The organism is Microvirga pakistanensis, from assembly GCF_004458765.1.
Taxonomy (GTDB): domain Bacteria; phylum Pseudomonadota; class Alphaproteobacteria; order Rhizobiales; family Beijerinckiaceae; genus Microvirga; species Microvirga pakistanensis.
Map to the genome: position 1 here is coordinate 14,829 of NZ_SPJX01000167.1, position 19,704 is coordinate 34,532.

Annotated in this window: 18 protein-coding genes and 1 riboswitch; of the genes, 7 read left to right on the plus strand and 11 right to left on the minus strand. The window is 63.3% G+C overall.

Features of this window, described 5'->3' with window-relative positions; translation table 11 throughout:
* The first annotated feature begins 362 nt into the window (after positions 1-362).
* Positions 363-896 (plus strand): GcrA family cell cycle regulator, encoded by a 534-nt coding sequence (locus E4K09_RS06035; RefSeq protein WP_134495857.1) that lies wholly within the window; start codon positions 363-365, stop codon positions 894-896.
* Between the two features lie 75 nt (positions 897-971).
* Here the strand turns inward: E4K09_RS06035 and phoB are convergent, their stop codons facing one another.
* The 8 genes from phoB to E4K09_RS06075 all read right to left on the minus strand — a co-directional run bounded on the left by phoB (position 972) and on the right by E4K09_RS06075 (position 8,793).
* Positions 972-1,694, minus strand: coding sequence for a phosphate regulon transcriptional regulator PhoB (gene phoB / locus E4K09_RS06040; RefSeq protein ID WP_134495858.1), 723 nt, complete (start codon positions 1,692-1,694; stop codon positions 972-974).
* Between the two features lie 2 nt (positions 1,695-1,696).
* Positions 1,697-2,410 carry a phosphate signaling complex protein PhoU gene (phoU, locus tag E4K09_RS06045; RefSeq protein ID WP_134495859.1) on the minus strand — a complete coding sequence of 238 codons (714 nt, stop codon included), beginning with the start codon at positions 2,408-2,410 and terminating at the stop codon, positions 1,697-1,699.
* A gap of 26 nt (positions 2,411-2,436) precedes the next feature.
* Positions 2,437-3,255, minus strand: a complete 819-nt coding sequence (gene pstB / locus E4K09_RS06050) for a phosphate ABC transporter ATP-binding protein PstB (RefSeq protein WP_134495860.1) — start codon at positions 3,253-3,255, stop codon at positions 2,437-2,439.
* Complete coding sequence (pstA, locus tag E4K09_RS06055) at positions 3,252-4,145, minus strand: phosphate ABC transporter permease PstA (protein ID WP_134495861.1); 894 nt, start codon at positions 4,143-4,145, stop codon at positions 3,252-3,254. Before pstA ends, pstB begins: the two co-directional genes overlap by 4 nt.
* A 9-nt stretch (positions 4,146-4,154) precedes the next feature.
* Positions 4,155-5,129: a phosphate ABC transporter permease subunit PstC gene (gene pstC, locus E4K09_RS06060; RefSeq protein WP_134495862.1), complete on the minus strand. Its 975-nt coding sequence runs from the start codon at positions 5,127-5,129 to the stop codon at positions 4,155-4,157.
* A 33-nt stretch (positions 5,130-5,162) separates the two neighbouring features.
* The gene (gene pstS, locus E4K09_RS06065; RefSeq protein WP_134495863.1) at positions 5,163-6,206 is read right to left on the minus strand and encodes a phosphate ABC transporter substrate-binding protein PstS; all 1,044 of its coding nucleotides are present in this window, start codon (positions 6,204-6,206) and stop codon (positions 5,163-5,165) included.
* 160 nt (positions 6,207-6,366) lie between these two features.
* Positions 6,367-7,674, minus strand: coding sequence for an ATP-binding protein (locus E4K09_RS06070; RefSeq protein WP_134495864.1), 1,308 nt, complete (start codon positions 7,672-7,674; stop codon positions 6,367-6,369).
* A 72-nt stretch (positions 7,675-7,746) separates the two neighbouring features.
* Positions 7,747-8,793 carry a lysylphosphatidylglycerol synthase domain-containing protein gene (locus E4K09_RS06075; protein ID WP_134495865.1) on the minus strand — a complete coding sequence of 349 codons (1,047 nt, stop codon included), beginning with the start codon at positions 8,791-8,793 and terminating at the stop codon, positions 7,747-7,749.
* A gap of 251 nt (positions 8,794-9,044) precedes the next feature.
* Between E4K09_RS06075 and E4K09_RS06080 the strand changes: the two genes are divergently transcribed.
* Entirely contained in the window at positions 9,045-10,433 is a 1,389-nt protein-coding gene (locus E4K09_RS06080) for a sensor histidine kinase (RefSeq protein ID WP_166802184.1), read from the plus strand.
* A 37-nt stretch (positions 10,434-10,470) separates the two neighbouring features.
* The gene (cobU, locus tag E4K09_RS06085) at positions 10,471-11,016 is read left to right on the plus strand and encodes a bifunctional adenosylcobinamide kinase/adenosylcobinamide-phosphate guanylyltransferase (protein WP_134495867.1); all 546 of its coding nucleotides are present in this window, start codon (positions 10,471-10,473) and stop codon (positions 11,014-11,016) included.
* Between the two features lie 4 nt (positions 11,017-11,020).
* On the opposite strand, the gene E4K09_RS06090 is transcribed toward cobU, so the two are convergent.
* Entirely contained in the window at positions 11,021-11,839 is an 819-nt protein-coding gene (locus E4K09_RS06090) for an ABC transporter substrate-binding protein (RefSeq protein WP_166802185.1), read from the minus strand.
* A 51-nt stretch (positions 11,840-11,890) separates the two neighbouring features.
* A riboswitch (cobalamin riboswitch) is annotated at positions 11,891-12,110 on the plus strand.
* Positions 12,111-12,146: 36 nt separating this feature from the next.
* Here E4K09_RS06090 and E4K09_RS06095 point away from each other — a divergent pair.
* Positions 12,147-14,117, plus strand: a complete 1,971-nt coding sequence (locus tag E4K09_RS06095) for a TonB-dependent receptor plug domain-containing protein (RefSeq protein WP_134495869.1) — start codon at positions 12,147-12,149, stop codon at positions 14,115-14,117.
* Positions 14,118-14,840: 723 nt separating this feature from the next.
* A complete protein-coding gene (locus E4K09_RS06100) occupies positions 14,841-15,626 on the plus strand; it encodes a transglycosylase SLT domain-containing protein (protein ID WP_166802186.1) in 786 nt (261 codons plus the stop codon).
* Here the strand turns inward: E4K09_RS06100 and E4K09_RS06105 are convergent.
* Together E4K09_RS06105 and E4K09_RS06110 are read right to left on the minus strand one after the other, a co-directional pair.
* Positions 15,581-16,882: an MFS transporter gene (locus tag E4K09_RS06105; RefSeq protein ID WP_134495871.1), complete on the minus strand. Its 1,302-nt coding sequence runs from the start codon at positions 16,880-16,882 to the stop codon at positions 15,581-15,583. The two genes, E4K09_RS06100 and E4K09_RS06105, sit on opposite strands and share 46 nt — an antisense overlap.
* A gap of 131 nt (positions 16,883-17,013) precedes the next feature.
* Entirely contained in the window at positions 17,014-17,244 is a 231-nt protein-coding gene (locus E4K09_RS06110) for a hypothetical protein (RefSeq protein WP_134495872.1), read from the minus strand.
* A 187-nt stretch (positions 17,245-17,431) separates the two neighbouring features.
* On the opposite strand from E4K09_RS06110, the gene rfbD reads away from it, so the two are divergent.
* Together rfbD and E4K09_RS06120 are read left to right on the plus strand one after the other, a co-directional pair.
* Positions 17,432-18,337: a dTDP-4-dehydrorhamnose reductase gene (gene rfbD, locus E4K09_RS06115; protein ID WP_134495873.1), complete on the plus strand. Its 906-nt coding sequence runs from the start codon at positions 17,432-17,434 to the stop codon at positions 18,335-18,337.
* Positions 18,338-18,405: 68 nt separating this feature from the next.
* Positions 18,406-19,596: an O-succinylhomoserine sulfhydrylase gene (locus tag E4K09_RS06120; RefSeq protein WP_134495874.1), complete on the plus strand. Its 1,191-nt coding sequence runs from the start codon at positions 18,406-18,408 to the stop codon at positions 19,594-19,596.
* Positions 19,597-19,704 lie beyond the last annotated feature (108 nt).

Below are 19,704 nucleotides of genomic sequence, written 5' to 3' on the forward strand. Positions count from 1 at the left end.
ACCCATCACGGGTGAATTTTCTGCCGGAGGCACTGCCCTCAGAACCGGAACACCACTTGTGAGATCAATCCTATCTCCTGTCTGCGGCCGCACCGCCGGAGCCTGGAGGACCAGGCCCTCCTTGGTTTTCCGAAGGACGCGCCGGGAGAGTTCCCTGGGGAAAACGACGGGGGGTGACCCGGGACTCTTGCGCCCGAGTCCACCCATCCTGTAACCTCAAGCCAGTCGAGTACAGCATTCGTGCGGCGGCTTTCACCCTCAGGAGCGACCCTCTCAACGCGGTCGGACATCAATTTTCTGTCCGCGAGGTGTAGGGGATTCCGGGTTCGAACAAGCAGCCACGATGGAGGCAGGTTTTAAAAATGACAGATGCGGGCGCAAGTTGGACGGATGAGCGGGTCGAGCTTCTCAAGAAGCTCTGGACCGATGGCTTGAGCGCGAGCCAGATCGCCGCCGAGCTCGGCAACGTGACCCGCAACGCAGTGATCGGCAAGGTTCACCGCCTCGGCCTCTCGGGCCGCGCCAAGGACGTGAAGGCTGCCCCGGCGGCGCCCCGCGTCCGCAAGATCACCCGCGCTCCCAGCGCTCCGGCGCCGATTGCGCCCCAGAGCCACAGCAACGTGGTTCTCACCCCTATCCCGCTTCAGCCCGTGCGAGAGGAGCCGGAGATGGCAATCGACGAGCAGGATGTCGCTATCCCTATGTCCGAGCGCGTCACCATCATGGATCTGCGCGAGTCCATGTGCCGCTGGCCCATGGGCGATCCGACGAAGCCGGAATTCCGTTTCTGCGGGGCCCGCTCCATCACGGGCCTCCCTTATTGCACCCACCACGCCCGTATCGCCTACCAGCCGGTGGCCGACCGCAAGCGCGAGCGCAAGCTGGCCCGCGCCTGAGAGACGGAACCGGAGTTTCCGCAAAAAAGGCCGCGCCGATCACCTCGGCGCGGCCTTTTTCTTTGTCCTGGACTGTCAGCGCCCGGCGCTCGCCGTCGTCTCGGCGCGGGCGAAGGTTTCGTCGAAGGAATAGCCTGCCCCGCGCACGGTGCGGATCGGGTCAGACAGCTTCGGAAGATTGATGGCCTTGCGCAGGCGGCCCACATGAACGTCCACCGTGCGCTCGTCGATATAGACGTCGTGCCCCCAGACGGCGTCGAGCAGATGTTCGCGGGAGAAAACACGCCCGGGGCTCTGCATGAGGAACTCGAGCAGGCGGAACTCCGTGGGTCCCAGGTGCAGCTCCGTGCCGGCGCGGCGCACGCGATGGGTCTCGCGATCGAGCTCCATGTCGCCGGCCCTGAGCAGGGTCGCCACATGTCCAGGCTTCGCACGGCGCAGAAGCGCCCGCACGCGGGCGAGGAGTTCAGGGACGGAGAAGGGCTTCACGATATAGTCGTCGGCCCCCGTCGACAACCCGCGGATCCGGTCGCCCTCTTCGCCGCGGGCCGTGAGCATGATCACCGGCAGGCGCTCGGTCTCGGGACGAACGCGGATGCGGCGGCAGAGCTCGATCCCGGAGAGGCCCGGCAGCATCCAGTCAAGCAGCACGATATCCGGCACCTGCTCGCGCAAGCGGATCTCGGCTTCATCACCGCGGGACACGCTGTCCACCTCGTAGCCCTCGGCTTCGAGATTGTAGCGCAGGAGCAGCGTCAGCGGCTCCTCGTCCTCCACGATCAGAACGCGTGGCCCCATCGTCAGGCTCCCGCCTCGCCGCTCGTGTCGATGGAGCGGTCATTCTTGGGCCGATCGATCGACAGCGCTTCGCCGGTCACGAGGTAGTGCACCGTTTCGGCGATGTTGGTGGTGTGGTCGCCGATGCGCTCGATGTTCTTGGCGCAGAACAGGAGATGCGTGCAGAACGAGATGTTGCGCGGATCTTCCATCATGTAGGTCAGGAGTTCGCGGAAAAGCGAAGTATAGAGCGCATCGATGGCGCCATCGCGCTTCCAGACGTCGAGCGCGCGGGCCGTATCCTGCTGCGCATAGGCATCGAGCACATCCTTGAGCTGCCCCAGCACGAGGTCGCTCATGTGCTGGAGACCAAGGACGATCTTCTGCGGCTGGAAGTCGCTGCCGATGGCGAGAGCGCGCTTGCCGATGTTCTTGGCCAAATCGCCGATGCGTTCCACGTCTCCGGATACGCGAATGGCCGAGATGGTCTCGCGCAGGTCCACCGCCAACGGCTGACGGCGGGCGATGGTGAGAATGGCGCTTTCTTCGATCTCGCGCTGCAGCAGATCGAGGCGTTTGTCCGAGGCAATGACGGTCTGCGCCAAGGCCGTGTCGTGCCGCACGAGCGCGCTGATCGCATCGACGAGCATTTTCTCGGCGATGCCGCCCATCTCGGAAATGCGTCGCCTAAGAGCCTGCAGGTCGTTGTCGTAGGAGCTGACGATATGCTCCGCCATGGGGAGGCCTCCTTGAAGCGCTTCGATCAGCCGAAGCGGCCCGTGATGTAATCCTGAGTCTGTTTCTTGGACGGGTTCATGAACATCTTGGTCGTCGGCCCGAATTCCACGAGTTCGCCCAGATACATGAAGGCGGTGAACTGCGAGATGCGCGCCGCCTGCTGCATGTTGTGGGTGACGATCACGATGGTGAACTCGGAGCGGAGCTGCTCGATCAGCTCCTCGATCTTGCCCGTGGAGATCGGATCGAGCGCCGAGGTCGGCTCGTCGAGCAGGATCACCTCAGGATGCTGGGCGATGGTGCGGGCGATGCACAGGCGCTGCTGCTGTCCGCCGGAGAGGCCCATGCCGGACTGGCGCAGCTTGTCCTTCACTTCGTCCCAGAGAGCCGCCTTGCGCAGGGCTTCCTCCACGCGACCGTCGAGCTCGCCTTTCGGGAGCTTCTCGTAGAGGCGGATCCCGAAGGCGATATTGTCGTAGATCGACATGGGAAACGGCGTGGGTTTCTGGAACACCATGCCGACTCGCGCCCGCAGCTCGTTGACATCGACGGAAGGGGACAGAACGTTCTGCCCATCGAGCAGGATCTGACCTTCGGCACGCTGCTCTGGATAGAGGCTGTAGATCCGGTTGAAGGTGCGCAGCAAGGTCGACTTCCCGCAGCCGGAGGGGCCGATCAGCGCCGTCACCTGCCGATCAAAGAAATCCATGGAGATGTTCTTCAGGCTGCAAAAATCGCCATAGTAAAAGTTGAGGTCGCGCACAGCGATCCGCACTGGCGCGCCCACGTCGGCGGACGCCGCATTGCCGATGGCATTGCTTGCGGAAACGGCAATCGGGCTCATCGGGCTTTTTCCTTCCTCAGGATCAGGCGCGCCGCAATCGACAGCGCGAGGATCGACATGGTGATGATGAGGGCGCCGGCCCAGGCGAGTTCACGCCAGTTCTCATAAGGGGACAATGCGAACTGGTAGATCATGACCGGCAGGTTGGCGACGCCGCCCATCAGATTCGGGTTGAACCAGAAATTGTTGTTGAGGGCCGTGAACAGCAGTGGCGCGGTCTCGCCAGCGATCCGGGCCGTGGCCAGTAGAATACCGGTGACCATGCCGGCGCGTGCGGCCTTCCAGCTAATCTTGATGATCACCGTCGACATGGGCGCACCAAGGGCAGCGCCCGCCTCGCGCAGCGAACCGGGCACAAGGCGCAGCATATCCTCGGTGGTACGGACGATGACAGGAACGGCGATGATCGCGAGTGCCACGCCTCCGGCCCATCCCGAGTAACCCCCCATCGGCTGCACCATGAGCATGTAAACGAAGAGGCCTATGAGAATGCTCGGCGCGGCGAGCAGGATGTCGTTCACGAAACGAATGGTCTCGGCGAGCTTCGAGCCCTTCCCGTACTCCGCCAGATAGGTTCCCGCGAGGACACCGATGGGTGTGGCGACCACGATGCCGAGCGTGGTGAGGATGAGGCTGCCGACCAGCGCGTTGGCGATGCCGCCGCCCTGACTTCCCGGGCCGGGGGTCGTATGCGTGAACACATCCGCCGACAATCCGCCGATCCCCTCGACGAGAAGCATCAGGAGGATCCAGCCCAGCACCACGGCTCCGAGGATGGTGAAAAGTGCGCAGACGACCTTGAGCGCGCGATCCGCGAGATAGCGGCTGCGGCGCACGCGCCCCCAGGGCGCAGGGCTTGCGGTAACGGTTCCTTGCAGAGCGGTATCCATCGCGACCTCTTATGCGGTCCTGACGCGTGCGATCAGAAGACGGGCGAGAACGAGCACCACGAAGGTGACGAGAAACAGGATGCAGCCGAGCGCCATGAGCGCGTTGAGCTGAAGTCCGATGGCCTCGTTGAATTCGTTGGCGATGCGTGATGCGATGGTGGACCCCGGATCGAAGATCGAGCCGGACAGGCGGTTGGCGTTTCCGATCACGAAGGTGACCGCCATGGTCTCACCCAGGGCGCGGCCCAGCCCCAGCATGATCGCGCCGATGATGCTGACGCCGGCCTGCGGAAGCAGCACGTTGCGCACCACCTCCCATGTCGTGCAGCCGATGCCATAGGCGCTCTCGCGCAGCACGGACGGGATTTGGTCGAGGATATCGCGCGCAATGGACGCGATGAACGGAATGATCATGAAGGACAGGATGATGCCGGCCGTCAGGACGCCGACGCCCGAAGGCGTGCGGGCATAGAGGATGGTTCCGACAATGGGCATGCCTTCCACGACGCTGGAAACCGGGACCTGGACGTACTTCGCAAACAGGGGCGCGAAGACGAACAGGCCCCACATGCCGTAGATGATGCTCGGCACCGCCGCGAGCAGCTCGATGACGGTTGCGACCGGCCGCTTGAGCCACGGGGGACAAAACTGCGTGAGAAAGATGGCGATGCCGAGGGACAGCGGAACGCCGATGGCGAGGGCGATCACGGCCGTCGACAAGGTCCCGACGATGGCGACCCACGCGCCATACTGATCCTCGTTGACGTTCCAGACGCTCGACGTGATGAAACCGAAGCCGAACTCGCGGAAAGCAGGCCAGCCGCCGTAGATCATCGCCCCGATGATGCCCGCGAGAACAAGCAGCACCAAAAGGGCCGAGCCAAGGCTCGCGATGCGGAAAACACGGTCGAAACCGGGTTGGGACGATCGGCGAACGGAACCGTTCTTGCGCGAAGCCAAACGTTCTTGCGAGAGAGCTACCATCCGCCGATCCACTTGCTTTTCAGAGAGGCCTGATCACTGGGTGAAGACAGGCTGGCCCGAAGCGTTCTTGATCTCGCTCTTCCAGGTTGCGCGCACCTGCTCCTTCACCGGATCGGGAAGCGGAACGTAGTCGAGCTCGATGGCCATCTTGTCCCCGTTCTTGAAGGACCAGTCGAAGAACTTGAGAGCCTCGGCGACCTGCTCGGGCTTCTCGGGGCTCTTCGGCACCAGAATGAAGGTCGGAGCCGTGATTGGCCAAGCCTCGTCGCCCGGCTGGTTGGTCAGAGAGATGCCATAGCCGGGAGCGGACTTCCAGTCGGCGTTGGCCGCTGCGGCCTGGAAGGTCTTCGCGTCGGGCGACACGAACTTGCCGCTCTTGTTCTGAAGCTGAGCAAAGGGAATGCTGTTCTGCTTGGCGTAGGCATATTCAACATAGCCGATGGAGTTCGGCACCTGCTTTACGAGTGCCGCGACGCCTTCGTTGCCCTTGCCGCCCTGACCGACGGGCCATTGCACGGAGGAGCCGGCGCCAGGACCGCTCTTCCAGCCTTCGGAAACCTGGGACAGATAGGTTGTGAACACGCTGGTGGTGCCCGATCCGTCGGAACGGTAGACCGGAGTGATCGCCGCCTCCGGAAGCTTCACGCCGGAGTTGAGCTGGGCGATCTTGGCATCGTTCCACTTGGCGATCTTGCCGTTGAAGATGTCGGCGAGAACCTCGCCCGTCAGCTTCAGCTGGCCGGAGGCAACACCCTGCAGGTTATAAACCGCAACCACACCGCCCATTACGGCCGGAAACTGGACGAAGCCATCCTTCTGGAGATCCTCACCCTTGAGAGGAGCATCGGTCGCGCCGAAATCCACCGTCTTGGCGCGGATCTGACGGATGCCGCCGCTGGAGCCGATGGACTGATAGTTCAGGCGGTTTCCGGTTTCCTTGTTATAGGCCTCGGCCCACTTGGCGTAGATCGGGAAGGGGAAAGTCGCGCCTGCGCCGGTGATATCGGCGGCGGACGCCGGGGTCGTAAGACTTGCGACGGCAAAGCCGGCCGCCATGGCGAAGGACATGATCTTCACGGTAAATCTCCCTGTTCATACAAGCGCGGCAGATAGCTCGAAGACCTGTTCCGGGCCGCGCGGTTGGACAGCTAGGCCCGGCGCGTGTCGGCTCTACGACAGTTGGATGACAAATAGATGACACCCCGAAAGGATCCCAGGGCAGAGCCATGGAAACCCCTTAGAGGCCGGATGGGGCCTCGGGAAGCCTGACGGTGAAACGGGCGCCCTGTCCCGGCTCGCTGGCGATGTCGAGCCGGCCGCGGTGGCGGTTGACGATGTGCTTGACGATGGCCAGTCCTAAGCCCGTTCCCCCCTTGTCCCGGCTCTGAGCCACATCGACCCGGTAGAAGCGCTCGGTCAGTCGCGGAAGGTGCTCCGGCGCGATGCCGGGGCCATAATCCTGAACCGACAGGACCGCAAGGCGGTCCTGAGGTCCCCGGTCAGCCTCGACGCTCTCGACGGTCACGTCGACGGCTCCGCCACTCTCACCGTATTTGACGGCATTCTCGATCAGGTTCTCGATCACGCGCAGAAGCTCGTCGCGATCGCCGAGCACGCGGACAGGGCGCGGCGGCAGAGCCGCCCGGATCATCACGCCCTTCTCCTTTGCGGCGGGGGAGAACGTCTCGACCATGGGGGCGACGAGCGAGCCGAGATCGACGACCTGTGTCGGCGGCACATGCGCCCGCATCTCGATGCGCGAGAGGGACAGGAGATCGTCGATCAGGCGTCTCATGCGCTGGGCCTGGACCCGCATGATCTCAAGAAAGCGCTCCCGCGCCCCGGGATCGTCCCTGGCCGGCCCCTGCAGGGTCTCAACGAACCCCAGGAGGGAGGCGAGCGGCGTGCGCAGTTCGTGGCTTGCATTCGCCACGAAATCCGCCCGCATCGCCTCGAGGCGTCGGGCCGAGGTGAGATCGCGGAAGAACAGGACAACCCCGGACTGCACGGCCACGGTCGAGGCTTCGGCCTGCAAAGGTCCGATATGAACCTCGAACGTCCGCTCCGTCGGAACGCGCTCGGAATATTCGACCCGCAACGCCCCCCCTGTTTCGATCACCTCCTCGATACCGTCGAGCACGTCGGGGCTGCGGAGGAAGAACGACAGGGGATGACCGACCTTCAGCCCGGGCAGTAGGATCTGGGCAGCCCTGTTGGCCTCCAGAACGACCGCGCGCCGGTCGACCAGGATCACCGGATCCGGGATCTGCGTGAGCACGGCCTCGGCAACGGCGCTTCGCGCGGATGCCTTGGGACCCGACTGCAGAACCTGGCCGAGCCGCTTGCGTTGCACTCCCCCTGTCCCGGCACTGAGCATCATGGCGCAGACGACGCCGACGACGAACCAGCCGTCGCCGTAGCCGCGCCAGAGGGCAATAGCGCTCAGAAGCAGACTGGTCAGGGCCGCTCCGCGAAAGGCCGCCGCGCGCAGCGGAGCGGCGCCGGAAGGGCCGGCTGCCGGCGTGATCTCGCTGGGATCGGTCATGGTGCTCCAGAGCCTCGGATGAATGTCGCGTCAGGTTTTAGGACGCGGGCTCCGAAGTGTCATCTCCTCAGCCTAGCTTCCCTCCGCGGGCTCCTCGTCGGGCTTGAACGCGCCTCGCGAGGAGCGCAGACGGTTGCGGATCTCGTAGGCACCCAGCATGGCCAAGGCCATGACGAAGGGGAGGAGGTAATAGCACAGGCGGTAGAGCAGGAGCGCGCCGAGCACCGGCTCGCGCGGATAGCTCGAGAGCGCCAGGAGAATCGTGGCCTCGAAGACCCCTAGGCCTCCCGGCGCATGGCTTGCCACGCCCAGCATGACGGCAAAGATGTAAACCGCCAGAAAGGTCTCGAAGCTCAACCCATGCCCGCCAGGCAGCAGAACGAACAGCACGCCTGCCCCGGCACAGACATCGCAGGCGCCGATCAGAATCTGCGCGAGCGACAGGCGCAAGCCCGGGAGTTCCAGCTTCCAGCCCTGGATGCGCACGATTCGGCGCTTAAACGATACCCAGACCAGATAGCCCGCAACGAAAACGGCGGCGGCGAGGCCGATGAGCTGATTAACCCAGATATGGGTGTAGACGAGGCTCGCGAGTTCGTCCGCCTGCCGGATCAGGCTCCAGGCCAGGACCAGGGCCATTCCGAGCCAGAAGGTCACGCCGGCGATCACCGTGAGACTTGCCACCCGGCCCGGGCTCACGCCCTTGGGAGCATAGATCCAGTAGCGGACCGTGCCCGCCGTGAGCAGGGGAAAGCCCAGGGTAAAGCTCACCGCATACGAGGTGAAGGAGGCCATTGCCGTCGTGCGATAGGGGATTTTCAGCTTGAGCTGCCTGAGGGCAATGGCATCATAACAGGTCAGCAGGCTGTAGCTGATCGTCGTGAAGAGAACCGCAAGGCCGATCTGGCGCAGGCTCGCCGCCGTGAAGGCGGCCCTCAGTTCGTTCACGTCAATTTCAGAGACGATATGCCAAAGGACCACCAGGGAGGCGGCGAACAGGATTACGCTCGCGGCCATGCCGATCCAGGCGAAGCGTCGCGAACGGCGCTCCCTCGGGTGCAGGAGGTCGGCAGATGCGATGTCCGGCGGAGCAACCGGATGAGGGCTCATATCGTTCATGAAGGGTTCAACAAGCCTCGGCGTGAAACGCCGCTTCAGGGTTCAAGAGCTGTCCTGCATCTATGTGCTCCGGCGGCGAAGCGCCAGACGCGAGCGGTTTCTTAGTCCTTTCCCCTCCCTGGGGCTACTCTTTCGCCCCCAAAAACACACATTGAGCACGATTTAGGTTGTCAGCATCGAAAAGGCCCTCAAGAATGAAGCTCCCTTTGGCACGAGAACAGGCGGCAAGTCGCGGCACTAGGGAGATCCGAGTGGATTTCAGCGCAACGGAAAATCAATTTGCCGTCCTGGCCGAATCCCTCCCCCAGCTCGTCTGGTCGGCCCGTGCCGACGGGTCTCACGATTATTTCAACCGGCGATGGCACGAATTTACTGGCATGACCGCCGAGCAATCCGAGGGAAATGGCTGGCAGAATGCCGTTCACCCAAGGGATTTGCCCGCGGTCAAGGCCCAATGGCGCCATTCCGTCGAAACCGGCGCGCCTTACGAGACGGAGTACCGGATCCGAAACGCCGCGGGTATCTTTGAATGGGTTCTCAGTCGCGCTGTTCCTATCCAGGATCTTTCAGGCCATACCACGCGCTGGTTTGGGACCAGCACCAACATCGATGCGCAGAAGAACGCCGAGGAAGCTGTCCGCAGCCTTGAGACCCGCTATCGCCTTGCGCTGGAAGCAGCCAATCTCGGCACGTGGCAGATGGATCTGGAGGAAAAGCGGATTCTCTGGGATGAGGGAGCCTGCGCGCTCTACGGGATCCCGCACGACGGATCGTTCAGCCTACCGTTCGACCAAGTCATCGAAATGGTTCACCCTGACGATCGGGAAGCCGTGAAATCGCGCATCGTCGAAGCCTGCGATCCACAATCGGACGGCCATTATGAAAGCGAGTACCGGGCGATCCTGCCCGATGGACGACTCCGCTGGTTCCGTTCGGTGGGGCAGGCTTTCTTCGCAGTCGACGGCGACCATTCCCAAGCCGTGATCATCTCCGGCGTCGTCAGCGACATTACCGAGCGGCATGCTTTCGAGGAGGCGCAGCAGCTTCTCACGCGCGAGTTGAACCATCGTGTGAAGAATCTCTTCGCCATCGCCAACGGCATGGTCTCGATGACGGCGCGCACGGCCAAGGACCCGAAGGAAATGGCCACTGCGCTGCGTGGTCGCCTGAGCGCACTCTCCCGGGCTCACGAACTCGTGCAGCCCGCCGCCATCCGACATGGCTCCGGCCCGGACGTCGGGCTTGTCCAATTGTGCGAGGCCGTGCTCGAGCCCTACCGGCAGACCGGAACGCCCCGGGTCAGCATCGAGGGACCGAGCGTGCGCGTGGGCTCCAACACCACGACGAGCCTTGCCCTCGTGCTTCACGAACTGGCCACCAACGCGGCAAAATATGGATGCCTGTCCAATCCGGAAGGTCACCTGTCGATCCGATGGATGGTTCACGAGGATATCGTCGATCTCGTGTGGACGGAAAGCGGTGGCCCTCCCATCGAAACGCCACCGAATTTCCAGGGCTTCGGCACGCAGCTTTCCCAGAGAAGCATCGCCGGCCAGCTCGGCGGCACATTGGAGCAGGAATGGCTGCGCGTAGGTCTGCGTGTCCATATGACCCTTCCGCTCGATCGCCTGAGCGGATAACGGCCCCGCCGTGCTTCTTCCCTCCTCCGAGACGCCCATGGCCGTTCACCGCCGTGTCCTCGTTCTGGGCGGAGCCCGCTCGGGCAAGAGCCGCATGGCCCAGCAATGGGCCGAGGCCGCATCGTCGACGCGTGTTTTCATCGCAACGGCACAACCCTTCGACGAGGAGATGCGCGAGCGCATCGCACATCACCGGGCGACGCGTGACTCCTCCTGGCTGACGAAGGAAGCGCCCCTCGATCTGGCAGAAGCTGTTCACCTGAGCGTCGGCCCCGACAGGATCGTTCTCGTCGATTGCCTGACCTTGTGGCTATCGAACATCATGCTGGACGGGCGCGATGCAGATCGCGAGATCGGCATGTTGATGGATGTGCTGAGAACTGCCGAAGGACCGGTGCTGCTGGTGTCGAACGAGGTCGGTCAAGGCATTGTGCCTCCGACGGCCCTGGGGCGTCGCTTCCGCGATGAGCAAGGCCGGCTCAATCAGCGAATGGCGGAAGCCTGCGACGCCGTGGTCTTCGTGGCCGCCGGGTGCCCCCTGCTTCTCAAGCCCGCCCCGCCGGTGAACCTGCATCTGGGCTGAGGCGTCAGCGCACCTTCGCGTTGATTTCCGCCGCGAGCGCTTCAATCAATGCGGGCGTTGCAGGCCCGCCGCAGAGCGCGAGCTTGCTCGGCACAACGAGACGCCGCGCGGGCGGGACGGTCCTCATGAGAGCCGGGTGCGAAAAGAGCGCGGTTCCGTTGTCGACCGCCCTTCCCGCGTCCTCGTCCACGAGCAGGTAATCGGGCGGCGAGGTGACGATGGATTCCAGACGAACCACGCCTCCATAGGGCAGCCCCAAGGCTTGGTGATGGAGCCGGAAGCCCATGTGAGCCAGGAGCTCGTTCATGGGCGAACCCGACGGGGATACCCACCCGCCCCGATCGTAGACGAGGACACTGGGCTTGCCCGCAACGATGTCCTTCGTGCGCTGGAGCGCGGCATCGATCCGCCCGATCAAGGACTCGCCCCGCTCGGGATGGCCGAGGGCTCGCGCCATCGTGCGGATCTGTGCCTGCCCTTCCTCGAAGCTCGTCCAGGGTCCCAGCGCCAGAACCTCCAGCCCCTGCGCCTTCAGGATGGCCGTCTGATGATGCTGGCCATAAGTTCCGGACAGCACGAGATCCGGACCGCTGAACAGGATCGTCTCCGCCCTTCCGTCGTTCAGGGGATAACCTCGGGCCCGCTCCACCATGGTCGAGATCGACGGATCGGCGACAAGGTAGCTCAGCGAGGCGATCTGCTCGCGGTCGGCGAAGTCCAGCAGCATCTCGTCCGTGCAGAGATTGAGGGACACGACGCGCCGGGGGCGCTCCTGCGCCTCGGCGGCGCTCCCGAGAGCCAAGGCGATGCAGATTGGCAACATCCTTCTGGAAATCCGACCGAGGCGCAGTTGCGGCATAACAGACAAGCCCGTAAAGGAGAATTCGACGTTGGTGCCTCGGATCATCGAGGTGAAACGGGAACACGGTGCGGACCCTGTCCTATGCCGTGGCTGCCCCCGCAACTGTAAGCGGCGAGCAGCGATCCTTCATGCCACTGAATCTTTGAGCCGGACAAGCTCAAGAGGATTTGGGAAGGCGGATCGCCTGCGACGACCCGCAAGCCAGGAGACCGGCCGGCGTCGAAAATGCAACCCGTATTGCTCGCCGGTGGGGCGGGCAGGAGGCTCCATGATCGTGCCCTTGCGCCGCGTCTTCGCGGCATCCGTGTCCCTGTGCGCACTCTCGATGGGCGCAGCCCACGCCCAGACCGTCACCGAGCCCGTGCCGATTCCCGATATCGTCGTCACGGCCACGCGCTCGCCGCTCGCAATCTCACAGGCCGGTAGCGCGATCTCGGTGATCACCGCCGAGGACATCGAGAAGGAATCCATCAAGAGCCCGGCGGAGGTGCTGCGTCGCGTTCCGGGCGTGACGGTCACGGAAACCGGCGGTCCCGGCGCGACGACGACCGTCAGGCTGCGGGGCGCCGATTCCGGGCACACCCTCGTGCTCATCGACGGCATCCGCGTCAACGATCCCTCGGCGAATTCCGGCGAGTTCGATTTCTCGAATCTCGCGGCTGTCGACATCGAGCGCATCGAGGTTCTGCGCGGCCCGCAATCCGCCATCTACGGCTCGGATGCCATAGGTGGCGTGATCAACATCATTACCCGCAAGGGCAAGGGTGCGCCGCGTGTGAGTGTCGGGGTGGAAGGCGGCAGCTACGGCACCAAGGCAGGACGCGCCTCCGTTTCCGGCAGCAATGGCTCCGTCTCCTACGCCTTCTCGACCACCGGCTTCGACACGGCAGGGTTCTCGCGCTACGGCTATCGTATCGGCCGCATCGAAGAGACCCTCACGTCCCCTCTCGAGGACGACGGCGCCCGACGCCTTGGCGCGGCGGGCCGCGTCTCGATTGCCCTTTCGCCTGACGCGGAGTTCGAGATCGGAGGCTTTGCGAGTTCGAATCGCGCCCAGATCGACAACGATCCGGGCTTCGACGCGCTGCCCGACGGTCCTTCAATAACGCGGCAGCGTCTGCTCGAAGGCCACTCGCGCCTCACCATCAATTCGTTCGACGGCATGCTCAAGAACACCTTCCTCATTTCGGGCAGCCGCACGGACAACAACCTCCGCCTCGTCGGTTCCTACGCCCTGCCCGACCTGTACGGGAATGAATATGGCTATCAGGGCGATCGATTCTCGGCGGAGTACCAGGGTGACTTAAAGCTCGGCACCCTTGGGCTTTTCACCTTCGGGGCCAAGGCCGAGCAAGAGCACATGATTTCGACGACGCGGAGCTTTCTGCCCTTCGAGATGCCGGAGAGCGAGGACGTCGACGCCTCGCAGACGACCCGGTCCGTCTATGCGTTGCATCAGCTCAGCCCCGTCGAGAACCTTCACCTTTCGCTGGGCGGTCGCATCGACGACGTCCAGGGCAGCGATACCTTCGCGACATGGCGTGCAACTGCAGCCTACGAGATCCCGACATCCGGCACGAAGTTGCGCGCCAGCGCCGGCACGGGGGCCAAGGCTCCGACCTTGTATCAGAGGTTCGATCCTTATTCTGGTACCGCCGACCTTGAATCCGAGCGATCCATCGGCTTCGATGTGGGGATCGACCAGAGCCTTGCGGACGATCGTGTTCTCCTCTCGGCAACCTTCTTCGCGAACCGCTTCCGCAATCTGATTGCTTACGGCTCGGTGGATACTTGCCGTCCCGATCAGTATGGATGCTTCCTCAACGTCAAACGGGCACGCACCAGCGGCGTCGAACTTTCGGCTGACGTCGACGTCATTCCCACGTGGCTTCGCGTCAAGGCAACCTATACCTACCTCGAAGCCTTCGACGAGGACACGGATCTGCGCCTTGCCCGTCGCCCCGAGCATCAGGGCCGTCTGGGCCTTGCAATCACGCCGGCTAAGGGCCTGTCGATCGAGCCCTCCATCGTGTTCGTTGGAAGCCGCTTCTCCTCACCGAACGAGGTCTATGAGCTCGCGCCGTATGCGCGCTTCGATGTGTACGCCGATTACAAGCTCAATGATACGTTCAGCATCTATGCCCGCGCCGAGAACCTGACCGACGCGGAGTATCAGGAAGTGTACAATTACGGCACGGCAGGCCGTTCCTTCTACGCAGGCCTGCGCGCGACTTGGTAACATGTGCTTTCGGTACGCTTAGGTGATGTGAAAAGGCTGGATGCTGAACGGCATCCAGCCTTTCTTTTCAGCTCGCAAATTGTGGCGATTACGTGCAACGGCCTGCCTGAGAGCCGGTGGACGTGGCTCGTTTTGCGGTCTCCGAGGCCCTAACTTCCCTTGCGACAAGTTGCCCGGCACGATGTACGGAACTCGCCGCGATGTCGTGAAAACCCCTATGTTTAGAGAGTTTTCCCCTTCATTCGAACGGGCGACCGTTTGCCGCAATTCGGAAAATTTGCCTAGTCAAAGGTTAAGCTGACCTATTCTGGACATATCGACCTAGCACATACTCCCCTCGTCAACGAAGAAGGACTGCGCACCCGCACCGCGGAGAAGCAGTCGATCCTGTGGGGGCTAGTTCGAATGCAGATTGCTCTGACAGCGCTTTACAGCGCGTGCCAGTCGTCGGTGCTTCGTCACAAGAACAACGCGCTTGCCGGGCTTCAAGCGCGCCATGCGCTGCAAAGCCTTACATCCACCTGCAAGCGGCCGGCTCTGCTCAGTCTCGTTGGGAGTGCGGGACTGGGCGTTTGTGTTGCCGCTGGCGTCGGAGTTGTTCCGGCTCTCTCCGCCACATCTCAAAAGCAGGCCGTGCTTCCATTCCAAATGGCCTCTCAACCGGCAATGCGGACAAGCGAGGCCGACCCCCTGGAGGCCATTGATCCCGCAGAGCCCGCAAGAATGCTCACGTATGCGCAGCTGCAGGAACTCTTCATCACCTCCATGCCGCTCACCAATCCACCTGCCGCGGAAGGCGACACGGACGACGATATCGACGCGACTCCGGTCGAATATGTGGACTTCGAGGAGATGCGCGTCCCGCGCTGGATCGTCGATACCATCCTGCGCGCATCGGAGATCACCGGCGCCGACCCCGTCTACATGATGGCGCTCGCAGACAAGGAATCGAGTTTCCTTCCGGGGAATAAAGCCTCGACGTCGTCGGCCGTCGGGCTCTTCCAGTTCATCACGAGCACCTGGCTTGAGGCCGTGCGTTCGTTCGGACCCAAGCACGGCCTGATCATGGAAGCGTCGTCCATCGAGAACCAGGGCGGCAAACTCTCGGTTCCGGACGAGGCCAAGCGCGAACACATTCTCGGCCTGCGCCGCAACCCCTATATCTCGGCGCTCATGGCCGCGGAGATGATGCAGCGCGACAAGGCGAAGATCGAGACAAGGCTCGGCCGCAAGCTCAGCCGGTCCGAGTTCTATCTCTCGCATTTCTTCGGAGTGGACAGCGCGAGCAAATTCATTGCCCTTGTCGACGACACGCCGAAGAAGAGCGCGAAAAGCGTGTTTCCCAGAGCGGCGAAGTCGAACAAGTCGCTGTTCTATGCCAAGGACGGCAAGAAGACCCGCCAACTGAGTGTGTCCGAGGTTTACGGCAAAATCGACACCATGATCGACAAGCGCCTGAACCGTTACGAAGACGTCTCGTCCCGTGTCACCGCCGAGGCGGAATTCTGATCCGGAGCTCCGCGATCCTCACCCTTATCGCTTGCGGCCATCTCCGCGCGGGCGATCACGGTGGGAGCAGCGGAGCTGGTAGAGGCAACCACAAAGCCACCCTTGACCGGCGCTCGTTGGACCTGAACGATGCGCAGGACCGTGAAGATGGCCAGTCCCGACGAGGCCAGCGCCGAATAGATGAACAGACCGCCCGGCCCGAGCAGCTCCATCGCGACGGCGCCGAACAGGGGGCCGATGGTCACGCCCGCCGCCCATGCGAACAGAAGCGTGCCGACCGTCGACACGATGCGCCCGGGATCGACGATGTCGCAGGCATGCGCCACGCACACCGAGTAGATGCAGAGAGCCAACCCGCCCCAGGCGGCGAAGCTCCAGAGGACCATGCCCTGTGCCTCCTGCGCGCTCGCGAACAGGATCAGGATCGACACAAGGCTCGTCCCCGCCGCCAGTCCCGCGATGACATAGCGCCGGTCCGCCCTGTCGGAGAGCCAGCCGAGGGGCCATTGCAGCAGAAGGCTCCCGGCCTGGAGTGCGAAAAGAAGCGCCGCCGCCCGCTCCTGGGTCAATCCGATGCCGACGCCGAAAACCGGCGTGATGGCGATCACCGGCCCGTTGACGAGCCCGACCACGAAGGATCCGACGACCGCCGAAGGCGCAAGTGAGAAAAGGTGTCGAACGTCGATCTTCACGCCCAACGGCGCCGGGGGCTCCTTCGTCGTGGTTGCGGCGATCGGAAGCAAAGACAGCGAAATCACGGCGCTCACGGCCATGAACAATCCATCGGTCCTGAGATCTCCGAAGCTGATGCCGAGAGGCGAGAGCATCAGGGCGATCTTGGTGCAGATCATGTAGAACGAGAGGACACGTCCGCGATGGCTCGAGGTGGCGCGCGCGCTGATCCAGCCATCGGTCACGGTGAAGATGCAGGCCAGCGTCACGCCCGTCAGGCCACGCAGGATCACCCAGGCCAGGGTCGAATGGGCCTGCGTCATTGCGAGCACCAGGACGGCGACCATGGCTGCCAGACTGGCGAAAGCGCGGATATAGCCCACATGACGGATGAAGGTGGGAGCCAGGACGCAGCCGGTCGAGAAGCCGAGTCCGTAGGCCGCCGCCACGATGCCAATGGCAGAGACCGAAAGGCCCTGGGCCTGCATGCGCAGCGGCATCAGAGCCTGGAGCAAGCCGTTGCCGGCCTGCAGCAGGGTGGTGGCCGCCGTAATGGTCCAGATGAGGGCGAGAGAAGAGTTCACAACGCACGCGGGGAAAGGCAACGGCGGACGCCGCTCCTAGCGAATAGAGAGCAGACGTCCTACGAGATCAAGCCTGATCCGTCCTGCGGCGCTCATTCTCCAAGAAGTTCCCCGCGATCGCTCGGCCGGGCTCATTGGCGCGGCAATTCCTTCGAAAAGCTGGCGAACAGATAATAGCCGTTGAACCGGACCCCGGTCTTGGCAGCCTGATTATCGAAACCCAGAAGCGGCTCACCCTGCTGGAGGCGTCCTCCAAACTGCCATTGCGGCCCGGTCACGAAGGCAGGAACCGAACGCTCTTCCGGAACCGCGCAGACGAGTCCGTCCTGCTGCGTGTTGCGGAACAGGTTGTAAGCGTACATGACCTCCTCCATCGTTGCCCCCATGCCGTCATCTCATCATCGCACGAATCATAAAATTCCCTAAAACCATGACGGGAGTATGATATTGCAGTGCAGCGATGCCAAAAAGCAGCTGCCCTCGCGGTAACTTAGTTGCAGTTTCGCCCGGGCCCGGGGCAATCCTGCTCGAGACGGAGAGTAAACGATCATGCGCATCATCGTGATCGGCAGGCACGGACAGGTTGCCCACGCTTTGGCGGAACGCGCCGCCGTGCATGGCGTGGAGACCGTCCTCCTGGGAAGGCCCAAGCTGGATCTCGCCGACCCCTCCGGGATCGAGGATCTTCTTCGGGAGAAGGGAGGCGACCTGATCGTCAATACGGCGGCCTATACGGCCGTCGATCAGGCCGAGACCGAACCCGATCTCGCCGATGCCATCAACGGCATCGGGGCCGGCGCGGTCGCCGGGGCCGCTGCCGCCATGGGCCTGCCCGTCATCCACCTCTCCACGGATTACGTCTTCGACGGGACGCTGGATCGTCCCTATCGGGAGGACGATGCGACGGGGCCGCTGGGAGCTTACGGCGCTTCGAAGCTGCTGGGAGAAACCGCGGTCGCCGCCGAGACCGGGGATTATGTGATCCTGCGTACGGCATGGATCTACAGCCCTTTCGGCAAGAATTTCGTGAAGACAATGCTGAGGCTCGCCTCTGAGCGGGACGAGATCGGCGTCGTCGCCGACCAGGTCGGCTCCCCGACAAGCGCCCTCGACCTCGCCGACGGGATCTATGGCGTCGCCCGCAATCTCCTGGAAAGGCCAAGGCAGCGGAATCTGCGCGGCACCTTCCACATGGCCGGGACGGATTTCGCGAGCTGGGCCGAGTTCGCCGCCGGCATCTTCGCCCTTTCGGCGCGCCTGGGCGGTCCCGCCGCCAGGGTCCGCCCTCTGTCGACCGCGGATTACCCGACCCCGGCAAGGCGGCCCGCCCATTCCCGCCTCGACTGCACGAAGCTCGAGGCAGTCCACGGGATCCGGCTCCCCTCCTGGCGGGAGTCCCTGGAGCCCTGTCTGAGACGGCTTATCGCGGAGCTTCGGACGAGCGGGACTCCATGAGCCAAAGGCACCGGCATTTCTCAAAAAATATCTTTGTTCTTTTTACAGAACAAACTTAGTATCACGTCATGATCGAACACCATGACCCCGACTACCGCCTCGAAACCCGCCTCGTTCATGACGGTCATCTGCGGACGCCGTTCGGCGAAACGTCGGAGGCCCTGTTCGTCACACAAGGCTTCGTCTATGAGAGCGCGGAGAGCGCCGAACGCCGTTTCCTGAACGAGGAGCCGGGCTACAGCTACAGCCGCTACTCCAATCCGACCATCGACATGTTCGAGCAGCGCATGGCGTCCCTGGAGGGCGCCGAGACGGCCCGAGCAACAGCCAGCGGCATGGCCGCGGTGACGGCCGCGATGGTAAGCCAGGTCCAGGCGGGCGATCACGTGGTGGCAGCCCGCGGCCTCTTCGGCTCATGTCGATGGGTGGTCGAGGATCTCCTCCCGCGCTTCGGGGTGTCCTGCACCCTGGTCAACGGTCCCGACGTGGAGGCATGGCGCAGGGCCGTCCGCCCGCAGACGCGGGCCTTTCTTCTGGAGACCCCCTCCAATCCCAGCCTCCAGATCATCGATATCGCCGCCGTCGCCCACATTGCCCACGAGGCCGGGGCAACGCTCACCGTGGACAATGTCTTCGCCACGCCGCTCTACCAGAAGCCTCTCGCGCTCGGTGCGGATTGCGTGGTTTATTCCGCCACCAAGCACATCGACGGCCAGGGCCGTTGTCTGGGTGGCGTCATTCTGGGCTCCACGGAATTCATCGAGAGCAAGGTGCAGCAATTTCTGCGCATGACCGGTCCCTCCATCTCGCCGTTCAATGCGTGGATCCTTCTCAAGGGGCTGGAGACGCTGTCGCTGAGGGTGGAACGCCAGACGGCGAATGCCGGGTTCCTGGCCGATTCCCTACACGACCATCCCAAGCTCAGGAGCCTGGCCTATCCCGGCCGCGCGGATCACCCCCAAGCGGAACTGATCCGCCGGCAGATGAGCGGCGCTTCGACCATGGTCGCGCTGGACCTCAAAGGCGGGAAGGACGCGGCGTTCCGCTTCATGAACGCGCTGCGCCTCATCCGTATCTCGAACAATCTCGGTGACGCCAAAAGCCTGGTCACTCACCCGGCCACCACGACCCATCAGCGTTTTGCGCCGGAGATGCGCGCCGAAATGGGAATCTCGGACGGTCTCGTGCGCCTGTCCGTGGGTCTGGAACATCGCGAGGATCTGCTGGCGGATTTGGTCCACGCTCTTGAAAACGCCTGATGGGCACAGGATGCTCATCACGCAAATTTTATGAACCAGCCTGAGATTCTTTGCCGATTCAAAGACAGCACCCCATCGGGGTCAAGTAGAAAGCAGGACTGGACGATA

What these genes read in the sequence shown, in the direction of transcription:
- E4K09_RS06075 (WP_134495865.1), bottom strand. Translation starts at nt 8,793, where the DNA reads ATGAACGATATGAGCCCTCATCCGGTTGCTCCGCCGGACATCGCATCT.
- cobU (WP_134495867.1), top strand. Translation starts at nt 10,471, where the DNA reads ATGGCCGTTCACCGCCGTGTCCTCGTTCTGGGCGGAGCCCGCTCGGGC.
- pstC (WP_134495862.1), bottom strand. Translation starts at nt 5,129, where the DNA reads ATGGTAGCTCTCTCGCAAGAACGTTTGGCTTCGCGCAAGAACGGTTCC.
- E4K09_RS06070 (WP_134495864.1), bottom strand. Translation starts at nt 7,674, where the DNA reads ATGACCGATCCCAGCGAGATCACGCCGGCAGCCGGCCCTTCCGGCGCC.
- rfbD (WP_134495873.1), top strand. Translation starts at nt 17,432, where the DNA reads ATGCGCATCATCGTGATCGGCAGGCACGGACAGGTTGCCCACGCTTTG.
- E4K09_RS06100 (WP_166802186.1), top strand. Translation starts at nt 14,841, where the DNA reads ATGCTCACGTATGCGCAGCTGCAGGAACTCTTCATCACCTCCATGCCG.
- phoB (WP_134495858.1), bottom strand. Translation starts at nt 1,694, where the DNA reads ATGGGGCCACGCGTTCTGATCGTGGAGGACGAGGAGCCGCTGACGCTG.
- pstB (WP_134495860.1), bottom strand. Translation starts at nt 3,255, where the DNA reads ATGAGCCCGATTGCCGTTTCCGCAAGCAATGCCATCGGCAATGCGGCG.
- pstA (WP_134495861.1), bottom strand. Translation starts at nt 4,145, where the DNA reads ATGGATACCGCTCTGCAAGGAACCGTTACCGCAAGCCCTGCGCCCTGG.
- phoU (WP_134495859.1), bottom strand. Translation starts at nt 2,410, where the DNA reads ATGGCGGAGCATATCGTCAGCTCCTACGACAACGACCTGCAGGCTCTT.
- E4K09_RS06120 (WP_134495874.1), top strand. Translation starts at nt 18,406, where the DNA reads ATGATCGAACACCATGACCCCGACTACCGCCTCGAAACCCGCCTCGTT.
- E4K09_RS06035 (WP_134495857.1), top strand. Translation starts at nt 363, where the DNA reads ATGACAGATGCGGGCGCAAGTTGGACGGATGAGCGGGTCGAGCTTCTC.
- E4K09_RS06095 (WP_134495869.1), top strand. Translation starts at nt 12,147, where the DNA reads ATGATCGTGCCCTTGCGCCGCGTCTTCGCGGCATCCGTGTCCCTGTGC.
- E4K09_RS06110 (WP_134495872.1), bottom strand. Translation starts at nt 17,244, where the DNA reads ATGTACGCTTACAACCTGTTCCGCAACACGCAGCAGGACGGACTCGTC.
- E4K09_RS06090 (WP_166802185.1), bottom strand. Translation starts at nt 11,839, where the DNA reads ATGTTGCCAATCTGCATCGCCTTGGCTCTCGGGAGCGCCGCCGAGGCG.